A 15,582-nucleotide genomic window follows, 5' to 3' on the forward strand; every position below is an offset into this window, starting at 1 on the left:
ATCTAAATCCAAGTCCCCTATAGCTACAGATGTAGAAGAAAGATAAGAGTTAAGTGAGTAATTTGTTGCCGGAGTGAAAGAACCATTGCTACCCAATAATACAGAGGCAACCGCTACATTTCCGCTGCCTGAACCAGCCGTAACGATATCGTTTTTGCCATCTTTATTTATATCTCCTACAGCTACGCTCCTCGCCTGAGAAGCAACCGTATAATTACTTTGAGAAGCAAAAGTGCCATTACCATTACCCAATAATACTGACACCCTACCAGTTGAATTAGGCCCATAAGGAGTTGCACTAATAATGTCTAAGTTACCATCCTTATCTAAATCATTCAAAATTACAGCTTCTGGCGCAGAATTTAGCGGTATATCGGTTCGGGAAAAAGAACCGCTGCTGTTACCCAAAAGCACTGATATATTATTGCTAGAACTATTGGCCGTAACGATATCGTTCCTGCCATCCTTATTGATATCTCCTATAGCTACGGATACTGCCCCAGAACCTACTGCATAATTAGTTTGAGCAGCAAAATTACCATTGCCATCGCCCAATAATACTGATACTCTACCGCTAGGGGGATTCGTCCCCCCCGAAATACTGGCAGTAACAATATCGTTTTTGCCGTCGCCATTTACATCCCCTAACCCTACAGATCTTGGCCCGTTTGCCACAGCGTAATCTTTTTTGGGAGCAAAAGTACCGTCGCCATTTCCCGGTATCACTGATACATTATTAGTAAAACGATTGGCAGTAACAATATCGAGATTTCCATCATCATTGATATCTTTGATTGTTCCTAGAGTAGGAGATGAGCCAACTGGATAGTAAGTCTTAGCAGAAAACAACTGACCGTTGTTATTTGGAGGTGTTTCCTCTGTACCAGAAAGGGAATCGGAAATACTTTTCACATTGCCTTTCCCATCGTACTCATAGTCAGTAACATTGCCTCGCGCGTCGGTTCTTTTGGTAACTAATAAGTTTTGATTCCTTTCAAAAGCGGGTTTCAATCCGCCGCCATCTTTGGCTGAAACTACTTGTCCGGTTTGGTCGAGAATTTCTGTTTCTACGTTGCCGTTACTATCTGCTGTAGTCGTTTCCACAGCTCCTAAAACTTTAGCAACTGGTGGATTTAATGGGTTGGTTGTCTGTTCGGAAGGATACAAACCTTGTACTTGTACTGGTGCTACTTGAATTGTTGAACCGTCTTTCTTGATAGCAGTTTTTGCTCTACCTGCAAAATCGTAGGATGTTTGTTCGGAAAATCCGCGTTTGTCAATTTCTCCGATCATGTGTCGTTGCGCGTCATAGCTAAATGTCCGCGCTTTAGTATCGGGGTCAATTATCTTTTGGAGATTGCCTGCTGTGTCGTATTCTAGTTGAGTAGAGCGCCCGGCTGGGTCAACTATTTCGCTGACTTTGCCGTTAGTATAGGTGAAGGTTGTTAGTAGTCCGCTTGGGTCAACTATGCGTTCAATTTTTCCGTCTGTATTGTAACTGTATTTAGTTTCGTTTCCATTGGGTTCTTTGATTGAGGCTAACTGATTGGTGGCGTTGAAGTTGTAAGTTGTTTGGTCTTTTAAGGTGCGGCGAAATGTGCCGTCGCTCTGCTTTTCTAAGGTGGAAAAGTCTCCGGGTGGTGATAGGTAAGTTCCGCCTGGGGTTGTGGGTGCGTCGAATACTAATTCCCCGCCGTCGCCGTCTATTAAGAGAACTGATTTGTCGGGATTTTCTACTAATTCTTGCCATCCAGCTATTCCCCAACCGCTGCCAAAGGGACTATTAATTGTGTTGACGTTAAGCAGTTTTCCGGTGTTGTCGCTGGATGAACCTGCAAAGATTGTGCCTGTGAATTGACGAATGCCGGTGGTGAGGGTGTAATCGTATTGTCCTGATGGTAGGGAACTCATGTCTGCTTGCAATGCGGCATCGATTGTACCCCCAGCTTCAGGAATTGACCAAATGTGTTCGCCGCCATTTAAGCCGTATTCTCCGCCTTTGAATCCAGGGATTTGGTATTGCAAATTACCACGATTGAGGCTCAATTCTGCTACGAGTCGTCGCTGGGGATTGTAGGTGATGTTGTCGTAGCTGAAGTTGAGGATGGGGCGGGGGTCTGCTCTTAGTGAGTCGTAGGTTAAGGTGAGGCTGCGGTTTTCTCCCATTGATTGGTAGGAGACGAGGTTGTGGGTTTCGATGACGGCACCGGAGTGGAGTTCTACGGTTGAGGTAAAGTTGCTGTTAGCTTTGCATTCGTTGCAGTTATCTTTGGGGTTGCGGGGGTTTTGGCTGGGGTCCCGCAGGCTTGGTGCTGGTGGGGCGAAGAAGTGCCAACTGCTGTTGCGGATGCCACCGGAAATGGTTTCGATGGTGGTGCCGTCAGCGGTGACTTTACCAGTACCTACATTATCGAAGAAGCCTGTAGTAGGGTTAATCGACCACAAATCCATCGTGGTGTCTGGTGCGTAGCCGGCGCGGTTGGGTAAGGAGAGGGGGGCGGGGGTGGTAAACACCATATCCCCTGGCTGAATGGTGACTACTAAATCGGTGTGCAGGTTGGGGGGTAGGGCGGCGGGGGTTAATTCTGTGGGGACTTCGGTGATGCTGAGGTTTTCGGTGTAAAGGTTGCCTTCTGTGTCTTTGAGGGAACCGGCTTTGACAAATACGGATGCTTTGGGAATAGCTGCGGTGGTGACGGTGGTGTCGGCGGCTGGGTCAATGATTTGGGCATTGGTGAAGTCGATGGGGGGTAGGTAAATTGGTCGGGAGATGACGTTGTCAAAACCAGCGTAGACTTCATGTTCCAATAACAGGGGCAGTTTTTCGGCAATGTAGGGGTAGCTGTCTTCGCCTGTAATGCCGTCGCCGTAAATCTTGAGAGTATTGGGAAGTTCTGTTCCAGGGGCTTCAATCAGAGGGATTTTGAAGGAACCATCTGCCTCTGTGATGGCCACTGATTCACCGAGTAGGACTAATACGTTGGCGAGAGGTTGTTGGTCGGTATTTTGGATGACACCGAAGATGCGGGGGATAGTTCTGGGTTCAGCAACTACTGTCAAGGTGGCAGTTTGGGTGGCAATGGCGGCTCCATCGCTGGCGGTGAGGGTGAAGGTGTAAGTGCCTTCTTCCCCAGGGGCTGGGGTGAAGATCAGGGTGCCATTGCCTTCGAGCTTGCTAGTTGGTAAAGGGCTATCGGAGGAAAGTGAATAGGTAATGCGATCGCCGTCGCTGTCGGTGGCCGATAATGGGATGGATAAGCGCTCTCCGATTTTGACGTTCAATGGTGCTACAGGGTCGAAATTGGGAGCTGAGTTGGCGGCACTGGATAAGACGGTGGTAGTGAGAGGGAACCTCACGAAGTTAGGATTACTGAACGCGATCTCTACTGGGGCTGAACTTGCTTGACTCTGCAAACCTCCCGCTGGAATGGCGTTGCGGAGGTTAATATAGGGAGAACCGGCGGGATTGGTGCCAGAAGGATTTTGCAGTTGGACATCGGCCGGTAAATTGGGGAAGGACACAGCGACGTTTCGACCAACGGGCGATCCACTGTTGCGGACTTGTAGCAGGGCTTTGTACTCGCCGGTGGCAGAGTCGAAGCGCACAGCACTGAAGTTGGCTTCCAGTTCGGAAGAAGGGTTGAGACTGCTGGTGTCGATCGCGGGCCCGATGGGAACGCTTGATAGTTGTACCGGGAAGCTCGGTAAGGCAGAGCCTTCAGGATCGACAGAGTTAGTTAAGTTTTTAACTTCAATTTGGGTGCCGGTGTCGCTATCGCTATTGATTAGCTTGAAAACGAGCATTCCGCTGGTTTCTGATTCGATGTCGCTCAGGTCAATTTCTACGGTTTTCCCGCTGTAGCGCACTCTTCCAGGGATGAACTCGGCGACATCGCCAGAAGCAGAAAACAGTGCTGTTCCAGGTTTACCACCATCCAGAAGTGTTTGGTTGGGATTGGTCGCTGAGACTAGGTAAACCTGGAATAAATCTTCGATTGCTGGCTGGGTGTCGGTGGTGTCAAACTTGGCTGTCAGGTCAAATTTAAGCGTCCGCGACCCGGATGCTTGACCCAGTGTTACGGGCATAGTTGCTTGTACTAAGGAACTATCTCGTTCGCCCAGGAGCACGGTATCTGCTGAAGTCGCTCCCCAGCCTGTGGTGCCGACTCCACCCACAAAGAAGTTATCTGTGACTTGGAAATTGATTGACTGTTCTGTTTGGTTTCCGGCACTGTCAATGCTGGTGATGACAACTGAGCGATTTCCCAAACTTAGCCCAGAGTCTGACAAGGCAGTATCGAACTCTGGGTTGGTTTCCAGCAGTTTGGGTGTTCCAGCATCGAGTTTGTATTGGGCAAGATCGATCCCCACCCCCGCATCCATTGTGCTGCCAGTCAGCCGTGCTGTACTGCTGTGCATTCCTCCAGCAATAGGTGTATTGATGGAAAGGGAGGGTACGGTGGTGTCGAGGGTAAAGGGGACGTTGAAGATGTCAGCACTGTTGTCTTTGGTGTCGGTGGCTGTAAGGTGCAGTACATGGTCGCCGTCACTCAAGGGATTGGCGTTAATTTCTTCTAATTGAGTCCGGTCAAATGAGAAGCCACCGCTGCTGTCGAGGCTGGCGGAGAGTTCGGCGAACTCTGACGACGGGGTGTCGTCAAAGCCGGCGCGGAAGCTGGCTATAGGACTGGTGTCGCTGATGGTTCCGGCTATTGTGGGGTCGTTTGTGATGTTGTCGGTGAGATCGCTGCCTGTATCGTTGGCAAGTTCTGCCACAATCAATGGTGGTGTGGTGTCCAATTCTACTGTGACGTTAAAGGTGGTGGTGGTAACGTTACCGGCTGCGTCTTTTGCCGTGACTCTTAGCGTGTGGGTTCCGTCACTGATGTCAGTGAAATTCAGCGCTGTGTCGAAGCTGCTACTGCTTACGGTGACAGGAATTTCGGTGGCATTGTCGAAGCGGTAAGTTAAGGAAGTGAGTGTGGTTCCCGTGCCAGAGGCAGTGCCACTCAAACGAGTTGTTGGTGTCAGTGGTGCATCTGAGAGGGGTGTGGAGATATTGAGTTGGGGCAGCACTGTATCGATTGTAACTTGCAGGGGCGCTGAAGTCGCGAGCGGTATCCCCAAGAACATCGCGGTAGCAGTGAAGGTGTGAGGGCCATCGGTGATGGGAGTTGCAGTAACTTGCTTGGGCTTAGTGAGGCTGGTTTGTCCGACTAGCTGTCCATCGCTGTACAGTCGTATTCGCAAACCTGTTAGGGTGTCCACCGCGAAGGTAGGAGTGTTATCGCTGGTGATGTTGTCGGTGCTGCTGATTCCCGTGTCGCTGCCAGCTCGCAAGTCCACCGTTACAGGTATGGGTAGGGTCAAGCTGCTGTTTTTCTGGTCGCTGACTGTTGGGGCTACTGATGGGGTATCTACAATGGTATCTAAGAATACTGGAAAACTTGCTGCATCTCGTGTGGAACCGCTGCCAGTTTGAGGTAGAGCCGTCAAATTACTAAATAAATTATGCGTGAAAATTCCCGCTTCCGCTCCTCCAAAACTAGGAATTTTCTCCAACAATTCTGTGGATAATTTGAGTAATTCTTCAAGACTTTCCATGTAGCACCCTGACTCAATTTCTGATTGATGTTGCAACGCAGCTCATTGGTTAAGGCAGCCAAGGAAAACTTTTTGAAAGTTACTTCGTTGGTTTATTCCTAAATTGATGAGTAAGTAGCATCATCATTTTTTCACCTTCAGAGTATATACAGACCTCTACCATATTTTTATTAATTAAATTGAAGATATCTTTAAGTTAAGTTAACTTTTTATAAAAATCCTAAATTCCTCAGCTTATGAGGCCCAACGATATTCTATTGACTCACTTGGAATCTGGTGCGCTCGCTGCGAAGGACGGATCTTGCCTGAAGTCCAGGCGATCGCCTCTCGCCTCTAAAAACGAGGATGCCATGTATGGTTTTGTTTTAGCCGATGCCTTAAAGAACTACCTGCACCAATTCGCTTGCACTGCAATGTCACGACACGAGGTTTGATTTTAGAGGTTCCGACCCCACTGCACGAACTGGTTTGCAGTACAATGTGGTCAAGGAGTACCCAGTGTCGTCATGAGTACCAACTGGCTTGCTCCTGGCTTCAAGAGCGACTGGCAGGAGCACAGTTCTATCAAAGTCCAAACTGCCCCATCAAACTTTCTTGCCTTGGCTTCCAGAGTGAGCGTGAGTGCAAGTCCTGCGCGATACCCAGCTTTTATAATAATCCCAATTAGCCCTTGGCTGTTGTCGTGTGCGATCGCTAACTCCAACTTCCAACAGTTCTCATCGTAGTCTAGCAAAAACCCCTAATTTGCTCATAGTGCTCATTTTTACCCCCTATAACGTCTATTTGACATGGCTTGCTATGCGACTAGCACTCTAACTACGAGGATTTAAGAGGTGTCCGAGTACAAAAAATCAATGTTAAAGCCGCGAAAGTTTATTTAACTTAATTAAAATTTGTGAAAATTGGAGGAAAATTTAGGATTTTTGAGGGACAAGTAGGAGATATTAGGAAATAAAAGGGAATAATAGGAAATATAAAGGTTAAAATATAAAGCTTTTTGTAGCCCTCAGTAACAATTGTGGTGTTGTTTCTTCTCACAAAAAGTTGCTCTCCTGCGTGAAGGATGCAACTTACGGTTATTGCTGGCAGGCATTACTTCTTAGAAGAACCTGACCTTTGTAGTAGTCGTAACATCAGTGGGATTAGTACCTGAATCTAACCCAACTGATTCAATTACGGCTATCTCGTCAGTTATCCCGACTGAAACTTTTGACACCACAGAGGCTCCGGCGCTCGAATCTGCGCCCAAGAAAAAGTCTCGTCGCGTCGGTCAACGCCAACCGCAACGCGATCCGGTTGGTTCTTAATAGCTGCCATAGCGATTGCTTTGTGGCAGTTCTGTACTCGAATATGGTTTGTCAAGTATATCTTGACCTCTGATCTTTTCCAGCATAAAGTGACCACCTCGGCCACTTTATACCGGAAGTCACAGGTTTTCCCTTGCGTATTTCCCAGCTTGTGTGTGCAAGGTACAAAATCGCGCTACTTAGGCATCAGCATTACATATCTTTACAACATATGGGTTGTAAGAACTTGTTTTTAAGCAACTAATTATTTTCATCCTCTCTTGAAAATCTGTGTTCTTGAGTCTCTTGAGACTTATGTAGATTTTGAATTCCAACTGCCAGTTGTAATGAAAAGTCAAGAGATTTTGTTCCTGAGTCAAATGGTTCATTCACCCCAAGATTTCGGAACCAAAAAAGTTTTGCCAATTGAGTAAGCTTTTCCGGTGGAGTCATGTCAGATCTCTTTGGCCATTGTGCTGTTGAATGACAGCTAAGGCAGGAAGAAAGAGGATTATCTACAGGCCCATTACCTCGCCCAGCCCATCCTAAAGTTTTAGGAGCATTAATTCCTACAGGTGGATTAGATCGGTATTTTACTACTGGGGCTTCTGAGTCAACCCATGACTCTTTAGGAGTCTGCCCCGCCTCATACATTGATTGAGTTAAGTTTGGATCGTTACCCCACATCAAAGTAAGTGGACGAACCCGTTTCCAAGGTGAATCAGCTTGTATGCTCGAATCATATTGAAAAGTTCCGAATATCCAGCCTCCAGATAGCGACCTTTTATCACGTACTGCAATATCAATTTGCAACAATCTAACTTTGGTGGCTCGGATCGTATCAACATCTTTGCTGCGATCGATATCTGCAACCCACTCAGGTGCGCCATCAAGATAAGGAACTTCCGAAATAGGTGCTGTGGTAAATAGAAGTTTGTAAGAAACAGTGCCTTCTGGAAAATTTGCTTTGTCGGGATTGGGTTGGTTAGGATTTGCCCATACTTGTCCTAGAGTAAATCCTCCAGCTTCGTTGTAAAAACCAACGGCATAATTTCTATATTTTTGTGTTTGGGTTGCAGATAACTCAAAGGGACGTGAACTACGTTCAAGTGTCAAACCATGAACAAACTCACGCGCACGCTTACCCTCTTTATCCTCTTCCCAGTGAAGCCAAGGAGCATGAAACCATTTGCGAGTAGGGTTATTTTGAACTACAAAATCATTTTCCAAATTACCCTCGTATGAATAATTTAGAATAGCCATCATGTATTCACGAGGTGAAGTTCGGAAATCAATACTCTTCCAAGGATACTCTTCCCCTGTAGGCTGTTTTTTAGGGTAAGCCTGGCTTAAGACAAACTTAGGACTATCCCAGTTAGGAGGAGGATTGTATCCTACATCTGGAAACGATCCGGGCTGTATTTGTGTCAAACCCAGCAATTGTGTACACATTACAAATGTGATGACTGCAAAAAATATTACAAAAAACTTTATGCCTTTGATTGTAAACATTAAAACACCTAACCTTTATTAATTAGTTGCAAATTAATGCAGTTGACTAACTTTGGCTACTTGTGGTTTGCATTCTTCCAGATCAGCGTCAAAATAACTTGTTGCAAAGACAAGAGAGCGATTGTTCTGTTTTTGGGTTGGGTATAGAGGTTGGGCAGAGATTTGAATTCGTCAAAGCTGACATCAATGAATTCACCAACTTTTCTCTATCTTTCGACAGATATACTCTATTTCTTTAGATAGATGCGTGTCAAGGGGTACTCCCCCTTTTTTCATATGAATTAATATTAAGAATATTTAACAAACTATAAAGATTTGATACTTATTCGCAAACAATACTCTCAAAAACATTTTATGAGCGCTCAATCTATTTTTACTATCAGCTAACAAAAAAGCGGTCTTAATGACCGCTGACAAATTGATTGTATGACCGCTAAAACTACTGATCCTGATAAAGTTCTGTCGATTCTAGTACAGCCTGCTTTTTCGCTTTGGACAACCGATGAATCTGGCAATCAGAATCGACAGCAGCCCAAATCAAGTTAGGTGTCCATTGAGCAACGTCTACCTGATTTAGCTCCTCCTCAATGAGTTCTTCGATTGCTTCCTCATCCATTGTCATCCCAAGCAAATAAGACACAACCGTTTCAATGTAAGCAATTTTTTCACTCTCAGCATCATCATTCGTGCCTCTTCTAATGTTTCTAGTAACTGTTTTTGAGCAGTAAGGCGATCGCTTAAACCAGCATCATCTTGAGCGGTGTAAACGCCCTTAAGTGCCGTGAATGCGCTTGCATAGATACCTTTCACCGCAAACCACTCGGCCTTGAGGCGAGATCCTTGCAAATCCGGCAATATAGGCTGAAAAGCCTTGCCAGCTCTAGGTTTCAAAGATTTCAGGAGTGATTGGAATGGCCCCTTCAAAAGGTTGGGGAATATTTTGTAAATTCACCACATAATCGATCGCTCTGCATGAGCATTCTGGCAGCCCGAAAAAAATACTCTTCCACTTCACTTGTATTGTACAAAAGTGCGGTAGCACTGCATTCAATCAAACGGGAGCCTCCCTGTACTGCAACTCAAGAAGAGAAAACGGCTACCGCCTTTGTCCGATAGATTGATATCCAATGAATTATTAAATAAGTCTTAAGTGTACCGGAACAGAAAAAAACCTCAAAATTAACTTTTTAGGACTGAGTTTTCATGATTTTTTTTGCATAAATTTGCATAAATTTGAGTTCTTGTGAGTTTTCATGAGTAAAACTATGCAAGCTCAGCTTGAATTATTAGCTGAAGTCGAGGCAGTATTTGCAGCAAAACACTCAAATTTATGCAAATTTATGCAAATTTATGCCTGCTTGGAAAGTAAGGAAAAGAGCAGGGATGAGCGGTAGCAAGCAATGTTTTTGTGATCACAAATTGGCTTTAAAACAGCAAGGCTGGTGTGTTCAGGCTATCAAACTAATGTCTGTGGATACGCTTCTGAATGAGATTTGAGGTCGCGATCGCTAAAATCTACCCAATGAGCAATTCTCCCACACCGTAAACTACGCTACGTTGCACAGGTAAAGTACATTGCCTTCGTAACATGAATACCGACCCTCAACCCAAACCACTTTTTTCTGAAACGAATCAGAATACACCAGAAATAGGGGGAGGGTTGCCCGTCATTGAATACTGGGCAGAGCATACGTTATCACCAGAAGGGCCCCCGCTGTGGAAAACTTTATTCCACCACAGTGCTTGCCTGTCATGTTCCTGGGGCACTGGCGGACAAAAGGGAGGGTTTACGAACGAAGAAGGCGAAAAACTGCAACGCTGCATGAAAAGCGTTGAGGCAATTTCAGCCGAGATTAAACCGGCCATTCGAGAAGAATTCTTCGATACTCACTCGATCGCCCAATTACAACGGTTAACTTCTATGGAAGCGGATCGCCTGGGACGGTGGAGTTTTCCAGTGATTCATCGAGCAGGTAGCGATCGCTACGAGCGGATTTCCTGGGAGGAAATCTATGCAATTGCTACGGCTGCGTTCCAAAAACCACCAGAACGAGTCGCCTCTTACAGTTCTGGGCGTGGCTCCAACGAAGCTGCGTTTCTGCTCCAATTGATGTTGCGAACATTGGGATCAAATAACTTGGCGGATTGTTCGGATCTATGCCATGCACCTTCCACCACCGCACTGAAGGAGATGTTTGGTACTAATACCTCGATTGTTAGTCTGGAGAGCCTGAAGCAGGCAGATTGTGTTGTATTAGCGGGAGCCAATTCCTCCTATAATCATCCTCGTTTAATGAATGAGTTGATTAAACTGCGCGATCGCGGCGGCAGGGTGATTGTAATTAATCCCGTGATGGAAATTGGCTTGGTCAAATTTGGCTCTCCCGCCTTCCCCATTAAATCTCTGATTCCCGGTTCAGACATTGCTTCGCTCTATCTTCAGCCGATTCCTGGTAGTGATGTTGCATTATTTGTCGGCATTCAGAAAGCACTGATGGAACAGGGGTATGTAGATCGGGCTTTCCTGCAAGCGCACACTGAAGGCTGGCAAGCTGTATTGGAACAAGCGCGATCGCTCGACTGGGACACCCTGACTGCAACTTGCGGCGTTTCCCAATCGGAAATTGAAACCGCTGCCCAGATAATTGGCACATCTAAAAGGGTTGTCTTTGGATGGGCGATGGGCATTACGCAACACACCAATGGGGTTGATAACGTTTACAGCATTGCCAATACCGCCCTAATCAGTGGACAGATCGCCAAAATGGGAGCCGGAGTGATGCCAGTGCGGGGACATTCCAACGTGCAGGGCTTTGGCTCGATGGGTGTGACGGTGAAGCTCAAAGAAGAGATCAAGCTAGCATTAGAGCAGTTGTTGGGGCGATCGCTCAATTTACCGAAAGGCTACCACACCCGTGACCTGATCGAAGCGGCAGTTGCCGGGAAAGTCGATAGTTTGCTCTGTGTGGGTGGCAATCTCTATAGTGCCAATCCCGATTCAGCACAGGCGAAACGAGCGTTGGGCAATATTGACACCATTATCTATCTCGCGACCAAACCCAACATTGGACACTTTAATGGACTGGCAAAAACCAATACGATCGTCATTCCCGTCCTCAATCGATTTGAAAACCCACACAAAACGACGGTGGAATCGGGTAATAACTTTGTGCGGCTCAATGATGAAGGCACAACCCACTTGAAAGATGCCGATTTGATTTCAGAAGTTGAATTTCTGACAGAATTGGCTCATCGGTTGCTAGGTGAGTATCCCGTCGAGTGGCGCAAACTACAGGATACTCGCTACGTGCGGCAGTTGATTGCCAGAACTATTCCTGGTTACGAAAAGATTGGGGCGATCGATGATACGAAAGAAGAGTTTACTATCTCTGGACGCATTGTCACCGAACCCCACTTCAAAACGCCATCGGGCAAGGCGAAAATGTTTACGACTCCGTTGCCAACACTGACTTTACCAGATGTTAGCGAGTTTGGTATGGAAGAACCTGCCAATAGTCTGGTTCTAGCATTGATGACCGGACGCAGCTATTCTCAACACAATACGGTGGTTTACAAAATTGGTGACAAGTATCGAGGGATGCCGCACCGTCACTGCATTTTAATGAATCGTCTGGATGCCGAGAAAATTGGGTTAGCAGAACACGATCGCGTTACTGTACAGGGTGATGCTGACAAACTCGACAATATCGAAGTGATTTACGGTGCTGTGCGGTCAGGTGCAGCGTTGATGTTCTATCCCGAAGTGAATGTCATTTTTAAGGCAAAAACAGAAACACGCTCTGGTACGCCTGCTTACAAACGGGTACCTGTGCTGGTTTATCACAAGGAGCGATCGCCCAAAACAGCCCAATTGTGAAATTAAAGTCGTCTATTCTTCACTTGTATAAAAACGAGGGATGGACGGTAGCAAGCGTTGCAGCTAAGTTTCTGAAGTGCGCGCAAGCAATTGCTGTACTCGCTACATGGCAATTACCTTCAACTCAGCCTTGCGGGAAATTAAAGTCACCACATCTGGTTTATTCGCTATTCGGAAATTATGTCTGGTCTGAAAGAGAGGGTATTGTCAGAGGCCAAGCGATCGCACCCATGTACCATGAGCGTCCCTCAAGCTGCCAAGAACGATCCAGAACTCTACGCCAAGCTGGAGCTTGATTGACGCACTGAGAGTAGGTCGAGTGCGGGAGCAACGTTTGGCAGAAGGCGAACTTAAAAACAGGCTCCTCACTGTATGAACCCGCAGATATCTATGCTGGAAACAGTCGTACCCAATGTAATAGAACACCAACAGGCTTGGTGGATGGCTGCAAGAGCAACGGTCACGCACAAGCCAACTGAACTACAACTCTTGCTATAAAGCGGCTACCGCCCTTGTTCCGAAGATTGATACGAATAGCTGCATAGCGAATAACTGGGGGGCAATCTTTTAGGCAATCTTAACAGTCTATTCAATTAGTTCGGCTTACTCAAGACAGTCTATTCAATTAGTTCGGCTTGCTCAAGACAGTCTATTCGATTAGTTCGGCTTACTCAAGACAGTCTATTCAATTAGTTCGGTTTGCTCAAAACAACCTATTCGATTAATTCGGCTTACTCAAGATTGAGAGCAAATTATCAATCTTGAGCCTGTTTTGAATCAATTGCAATTTCCATTGCTTCAATTCATAATTGCAGAGTTTGTTGTAAAAATCTTAAATAATTCTTAAGCGTACCAGGACGGGAAAAACCCTCAAAATTCACTTTTCTCAAGTGAGTTTTTTTGAGTTTTTCTGCATAAATTTGAGTTTTTTTGAATAAATTTGTGCAAGCGGCAAATTGAAGTGTTCGCTGTTTTTGGCTTAATTAGCAACAAAAAACTCATAAAAACTCAAATTTATGCAAATTTATGCAAATTTATGCAAGGTAGAAAGCTTGCACAAAAAGCAGAGATGGACGGTAGCAAGCAATGTTTTTGTGATCACAAATCGTACTTTAAAGTGCAGAAATAAAAATAATGCACCCTCATGAATGCGGAAGCCTAACCGCAAGGTCAGGTTTAATACTTTTTTAAGCTTTAATGACAATTGTAACTGTTTGTACTACAAGTTAACTGAATATTGTCTCAACACAATAATGCTCCGTTTTTTCGCATAAAGCGATCGCACAGTCGGCTCCAATTGCACAAAAATTATCATTCTGACCCCGGCATAGATAATGTATGCTCGCACCATCGGCTCGCGCAACATTGGGCGGTAGGACAGTTGTTGCCCTACCCATAGATCATCTCAACTTGGGACAGTGCGGTGAGTGTACTGACTTCAAACAGAGCTGCTACGAATCGACTTCCCGCGATCGCAAACAACCACGATCAAGTTTGACGCGCTGTGCTTGACTTCAGCTTGTACAAGCCTTGCCATGACAAAATACGTTCCTTTGCGTAAGTCCTGATAAATTTAGATGCCTATCGACGGGCTTGAGCCTCGCGCATAGAACCCACCACTACCACCAGCTTTTTGCTCGCTTGTGACTACCATCGCCGGAGCCAGAGGGCAAGCGATCGCACCTCCATGAACAATTTATACAATTAAAGGAAATTATCGTAGTCAATCTCTACTTTAATAAATCCTAATAGCCCTCTCCAATTGGGGGGGATAAAATCACCCACAATAGCGGTGTTCAATTACAGTTGTTAACTTATATATTTACAAACAGTGATTACCGATTAAAAGCTATGAAAAATTTACCGAAAGTCAGACCCAAAGAACGGCTATCAAACCATATCCACATCCGCTTGACTGACTCCGATTACAGCGAAATTCAAACACTAGCTCACCAAGTAAACTTGAGTATGAGCGACTTCATGCGTCGTGCAGCTTTGAGGAGAACTATGCCACACCCTCTATCTGTATTTGATTTGAAAGCCTATCAAGTTTTATGCCAAATTAATGCTCAACTTAAAATTGCCGGAAACAACCTCAATCAGATGAAAAAAGCTTGCAATAGTGCTCTGGTATTGGGAGAACCCGTTATTGTTAATAGAGGACTCTTAGAAAATGTACAGCAACTTATTCGAGAGAACCAAACTGCAATTAAAACAATAGTTGCCAACCTCACCAAATCTACAGTCCGCTAATTCTTAATAAGCCTCAGCAATTGATGTAATAAATCTACTGTGAAACGGCTATGATTGGCAAACAAATCAAAGGTACAGGCTTTCGTGGCTGTCTGAACTATGTGCTCGGCAAAAAAGATGCCGATTTAATTGGTGGTACTATGTGTGGACAAACACCTGAAGAACTTGCTGCTGAATTTGCAATTGCCAGACCACTAAGACCTAACCTGAAAGTAGCAGTATTTCACGCCACTTTATCAGTCGCAAGCACTCAGAAACTAGAAGATTCTGTAAAAAATGAGCAGCGTTGGCTGGCAATCGCAGCCGACTACATGAAAGCAATGGAATTTGACAACAACCAGTATGCAGTTGTCAAGCACAACGATACAGACCATGACCACATTCACATTGTCGCCAGTCGCATTTGCCTAGATGGAAGTGTCGTTGATGATAGCTGGGATTACTACAAAAGCCAAGAAGTAATCCGCCAGCTTGAACAGGACTACAATTTAGAAACTATTGCACCCAGTTGGGAATTAGATAAGCGAGCTCCGACTACTGGAGAACACAGGTACTTACAAAGCAAGGGAAATAAGAGTGTCAGAGTGCAATTGCAAGACCTAATTGATGAAGTTACTCAAGACAAGCCAACTATGCCAGAATTAGTTGAGCAGTTGCAACAACAAAGTGTAGAGGTGCAAGTTAGACTAACTCGAACTGGGTTGAGTAAAGGCATTTCTTACAAATTAGATGGAGTTGCTTTTAGCGGTACTCACTTAGGTAAAGCTTACACTTTTTCAGGATTGCAGAAGCATCGAGGCGTTAGCTATGACCAAGGGCGAGATAACGCCCTAATTGAAGCTTTAATGCAGCGACAAAACTTAGCCAATGCTAGGGGTGAAGCTCAAGCAAATGAGTTAGAGTCGTTACAATCTGAGGTAAGAGCAAATGAATTAGAGTCATTACAATCTGAGGTAAGAGCAACCGCACCTGTAACTCCTGCAATAGCAAATGAATTAGAATTACAACTCTCAATCTTGCCAGAAAGTAATGAAATTCAGTGGACAAGAG

The 15,582-nt window shown here is 45.4% G+C and carries 11 protein-coding genes; 6 read left to right on the forward strand and 5 right to left on the reverse strand.

The features are described 5' to 3' along the window. Positions 1 to 5,604: FG-GAP-like repeat-containing protein (locus OSCI_RS27840; RefSeq protein ID WP_193387016.1), on the reverse strand; the 5,604-nt coding region annotated here is incomplete at its 3' end. A gap of 484 nt (positions 5,605 to 6,088) precedes the next feature. Beyond that, positions 6,089 to 6,337: a hypothetical protein gene (locus OSCI_RS29810; protein WP_019487985.1), complete on the reverse strand. Its 249-nt coding sequence runs from the start codon at positions 6,335 to 6,337 to the stop codon at positions 6,089 to 6,091. A 403-nt stretch (positions 6,338 to 6,740) separates the two neighbouring features. On the opposite strand from OSCI_RS29810, the gene OSCI_RS29815 reads away from it, so the two are divergent. Next, positions 6,741 to 6,911 carry a hypothetical protein gene (locus OSCI_RS29815; RefSeq protein ID WP_007354609.1) on the forward strand — a complete coding sequence of 57 codons (171 nt, stop codon included), beginning with the start codon at positions 6,741 to 6,743 and terminating at the stop codon, positions 6,909 to 6,911. Positions 6,912 to 7,151: 240 nt separating this feature from the next. On the opposite strand, the gene OSCI_RS08985 is transcribed toward OSCI_RS29815, so the two are convergent. From OSCI_RS08985 to OSCI_RS08995, 3 genes are all read right to left on the reverse strand, one after another. Continuing rightward, positions 7,152 to 8,402 (reverse strand): hypothetical protein, encoded by a 1,251-nt coding sequence (locus OSCI_RS08985; protein WP_019487987.1) that lies wholly within the window; start codon positions 8,400 to 8,402, stop codon positions 7,152 to 7,154. 439 nt (positions 8,403 to 8,841) lie between these two features. Next, positions 8,842 to 9,042: a hypothetical protein gene (locus OSCI_RS08990; RefSeq protein WP_234708728.1), complete on the reverse strand. Its 201-nt coding sequence runs from the start codon at positions 9,040 to 9,042 to the stop codon at positions 8,842 to 8,844. Further along, positions 9,021 to 9,293, reverse strand: coding sequence for a hypothetical protein (locus OSCI_RS08995; protein WP_007354613.1), 273 nt, complete (start codon positions 9,291 to 9,293; stop codon positions 9,021 to 9,023). Before OSCI_RS08995 ends, OSCI_RS08990 begins: the two co-directional genes overlap by 22 nt. A gap of 362 nt (positions 9,294 to 9,655) precedes the next feature. On the opposite strand from OSCI_RS08995, the gene OSCI_RS29820 reads away from it, so the two are divergent. The 5 genes from OSCI_RS29820 to OSCI_RS09015 all read left to right on the forward strand — a co-directional run. Beyond that, positions 9,656 to 9,796: a hypothetical protein gene (locus OSCI_RS29820; RefSeq protein ID WP_155523440.1), complete on the forward strand. Its 141-nt coding sequence runs from the start codon at positions 9,656 to 9,658 to the stop codon at positions 9,794 to 9,796. A gap of 194 nt (positions 9,797 to 9,990) precedes the next feature. Further along, the gene (locus OSCI_RS09000) at positions 9,991 to 12,279 is read left to right on the forward strand and encodes an FdhF/YdeP family oxidoreductase (protein ID WP_007354616.1); all 2,289 of its coding nucleotides are present in this window, start codon (positions 9,991 to 9,993) and stop codon (positions 12,277 to 12,279) included. A 372-nt stretch (positions 12,280 to 12,651) separates the two neighbouring features. Continuing rightward, positions 12,652 to 12,777 carry a hypothetical protein gene (locus OSCI_RS31915; protein ID WP_015211696.1) on the forward strand — a complete coding sequence of 42 codons (126 nt, stop codon included), beginning with the start codon at positions 12,652 to 12,654 and terminating at the stop codon, positions 12,775 to 12,777. 1,353 nt (positions 12,778 to 14,130) lie between these two features. Beyond that, complete coding sequence (locus OSCI_RS09010; protein ID WP_007354619.1) at positions 14,131 to 14,532, forward strand: plasmid mobilization protein; 402 nt, start codon at positions 14,131 to 14,133, stop codon at positions 14,530 to 14,532. Between the two features lie 50 nt (positions 14,533 to 14,582). Beyond that, a partial coding sequence (locus tag OSCI_RS09015) for a relaxase/mobilization nuclease domain-containing protein (RefSeq protein WP_157135551.1) occupies positions 14,583 to 15,582 on the forward strand: 1,000 nt, incomplete at its 3' end.

The organism is Kamptonema sp. PCC 6506, assembly GCF_000180455.1.
Lineage (GTDB): Bacteria > Cyanobacteriota > Cyanobacteriia > Cyanobacteriales > Microcoleaceae > Kamptonema > Kamptonema formosum.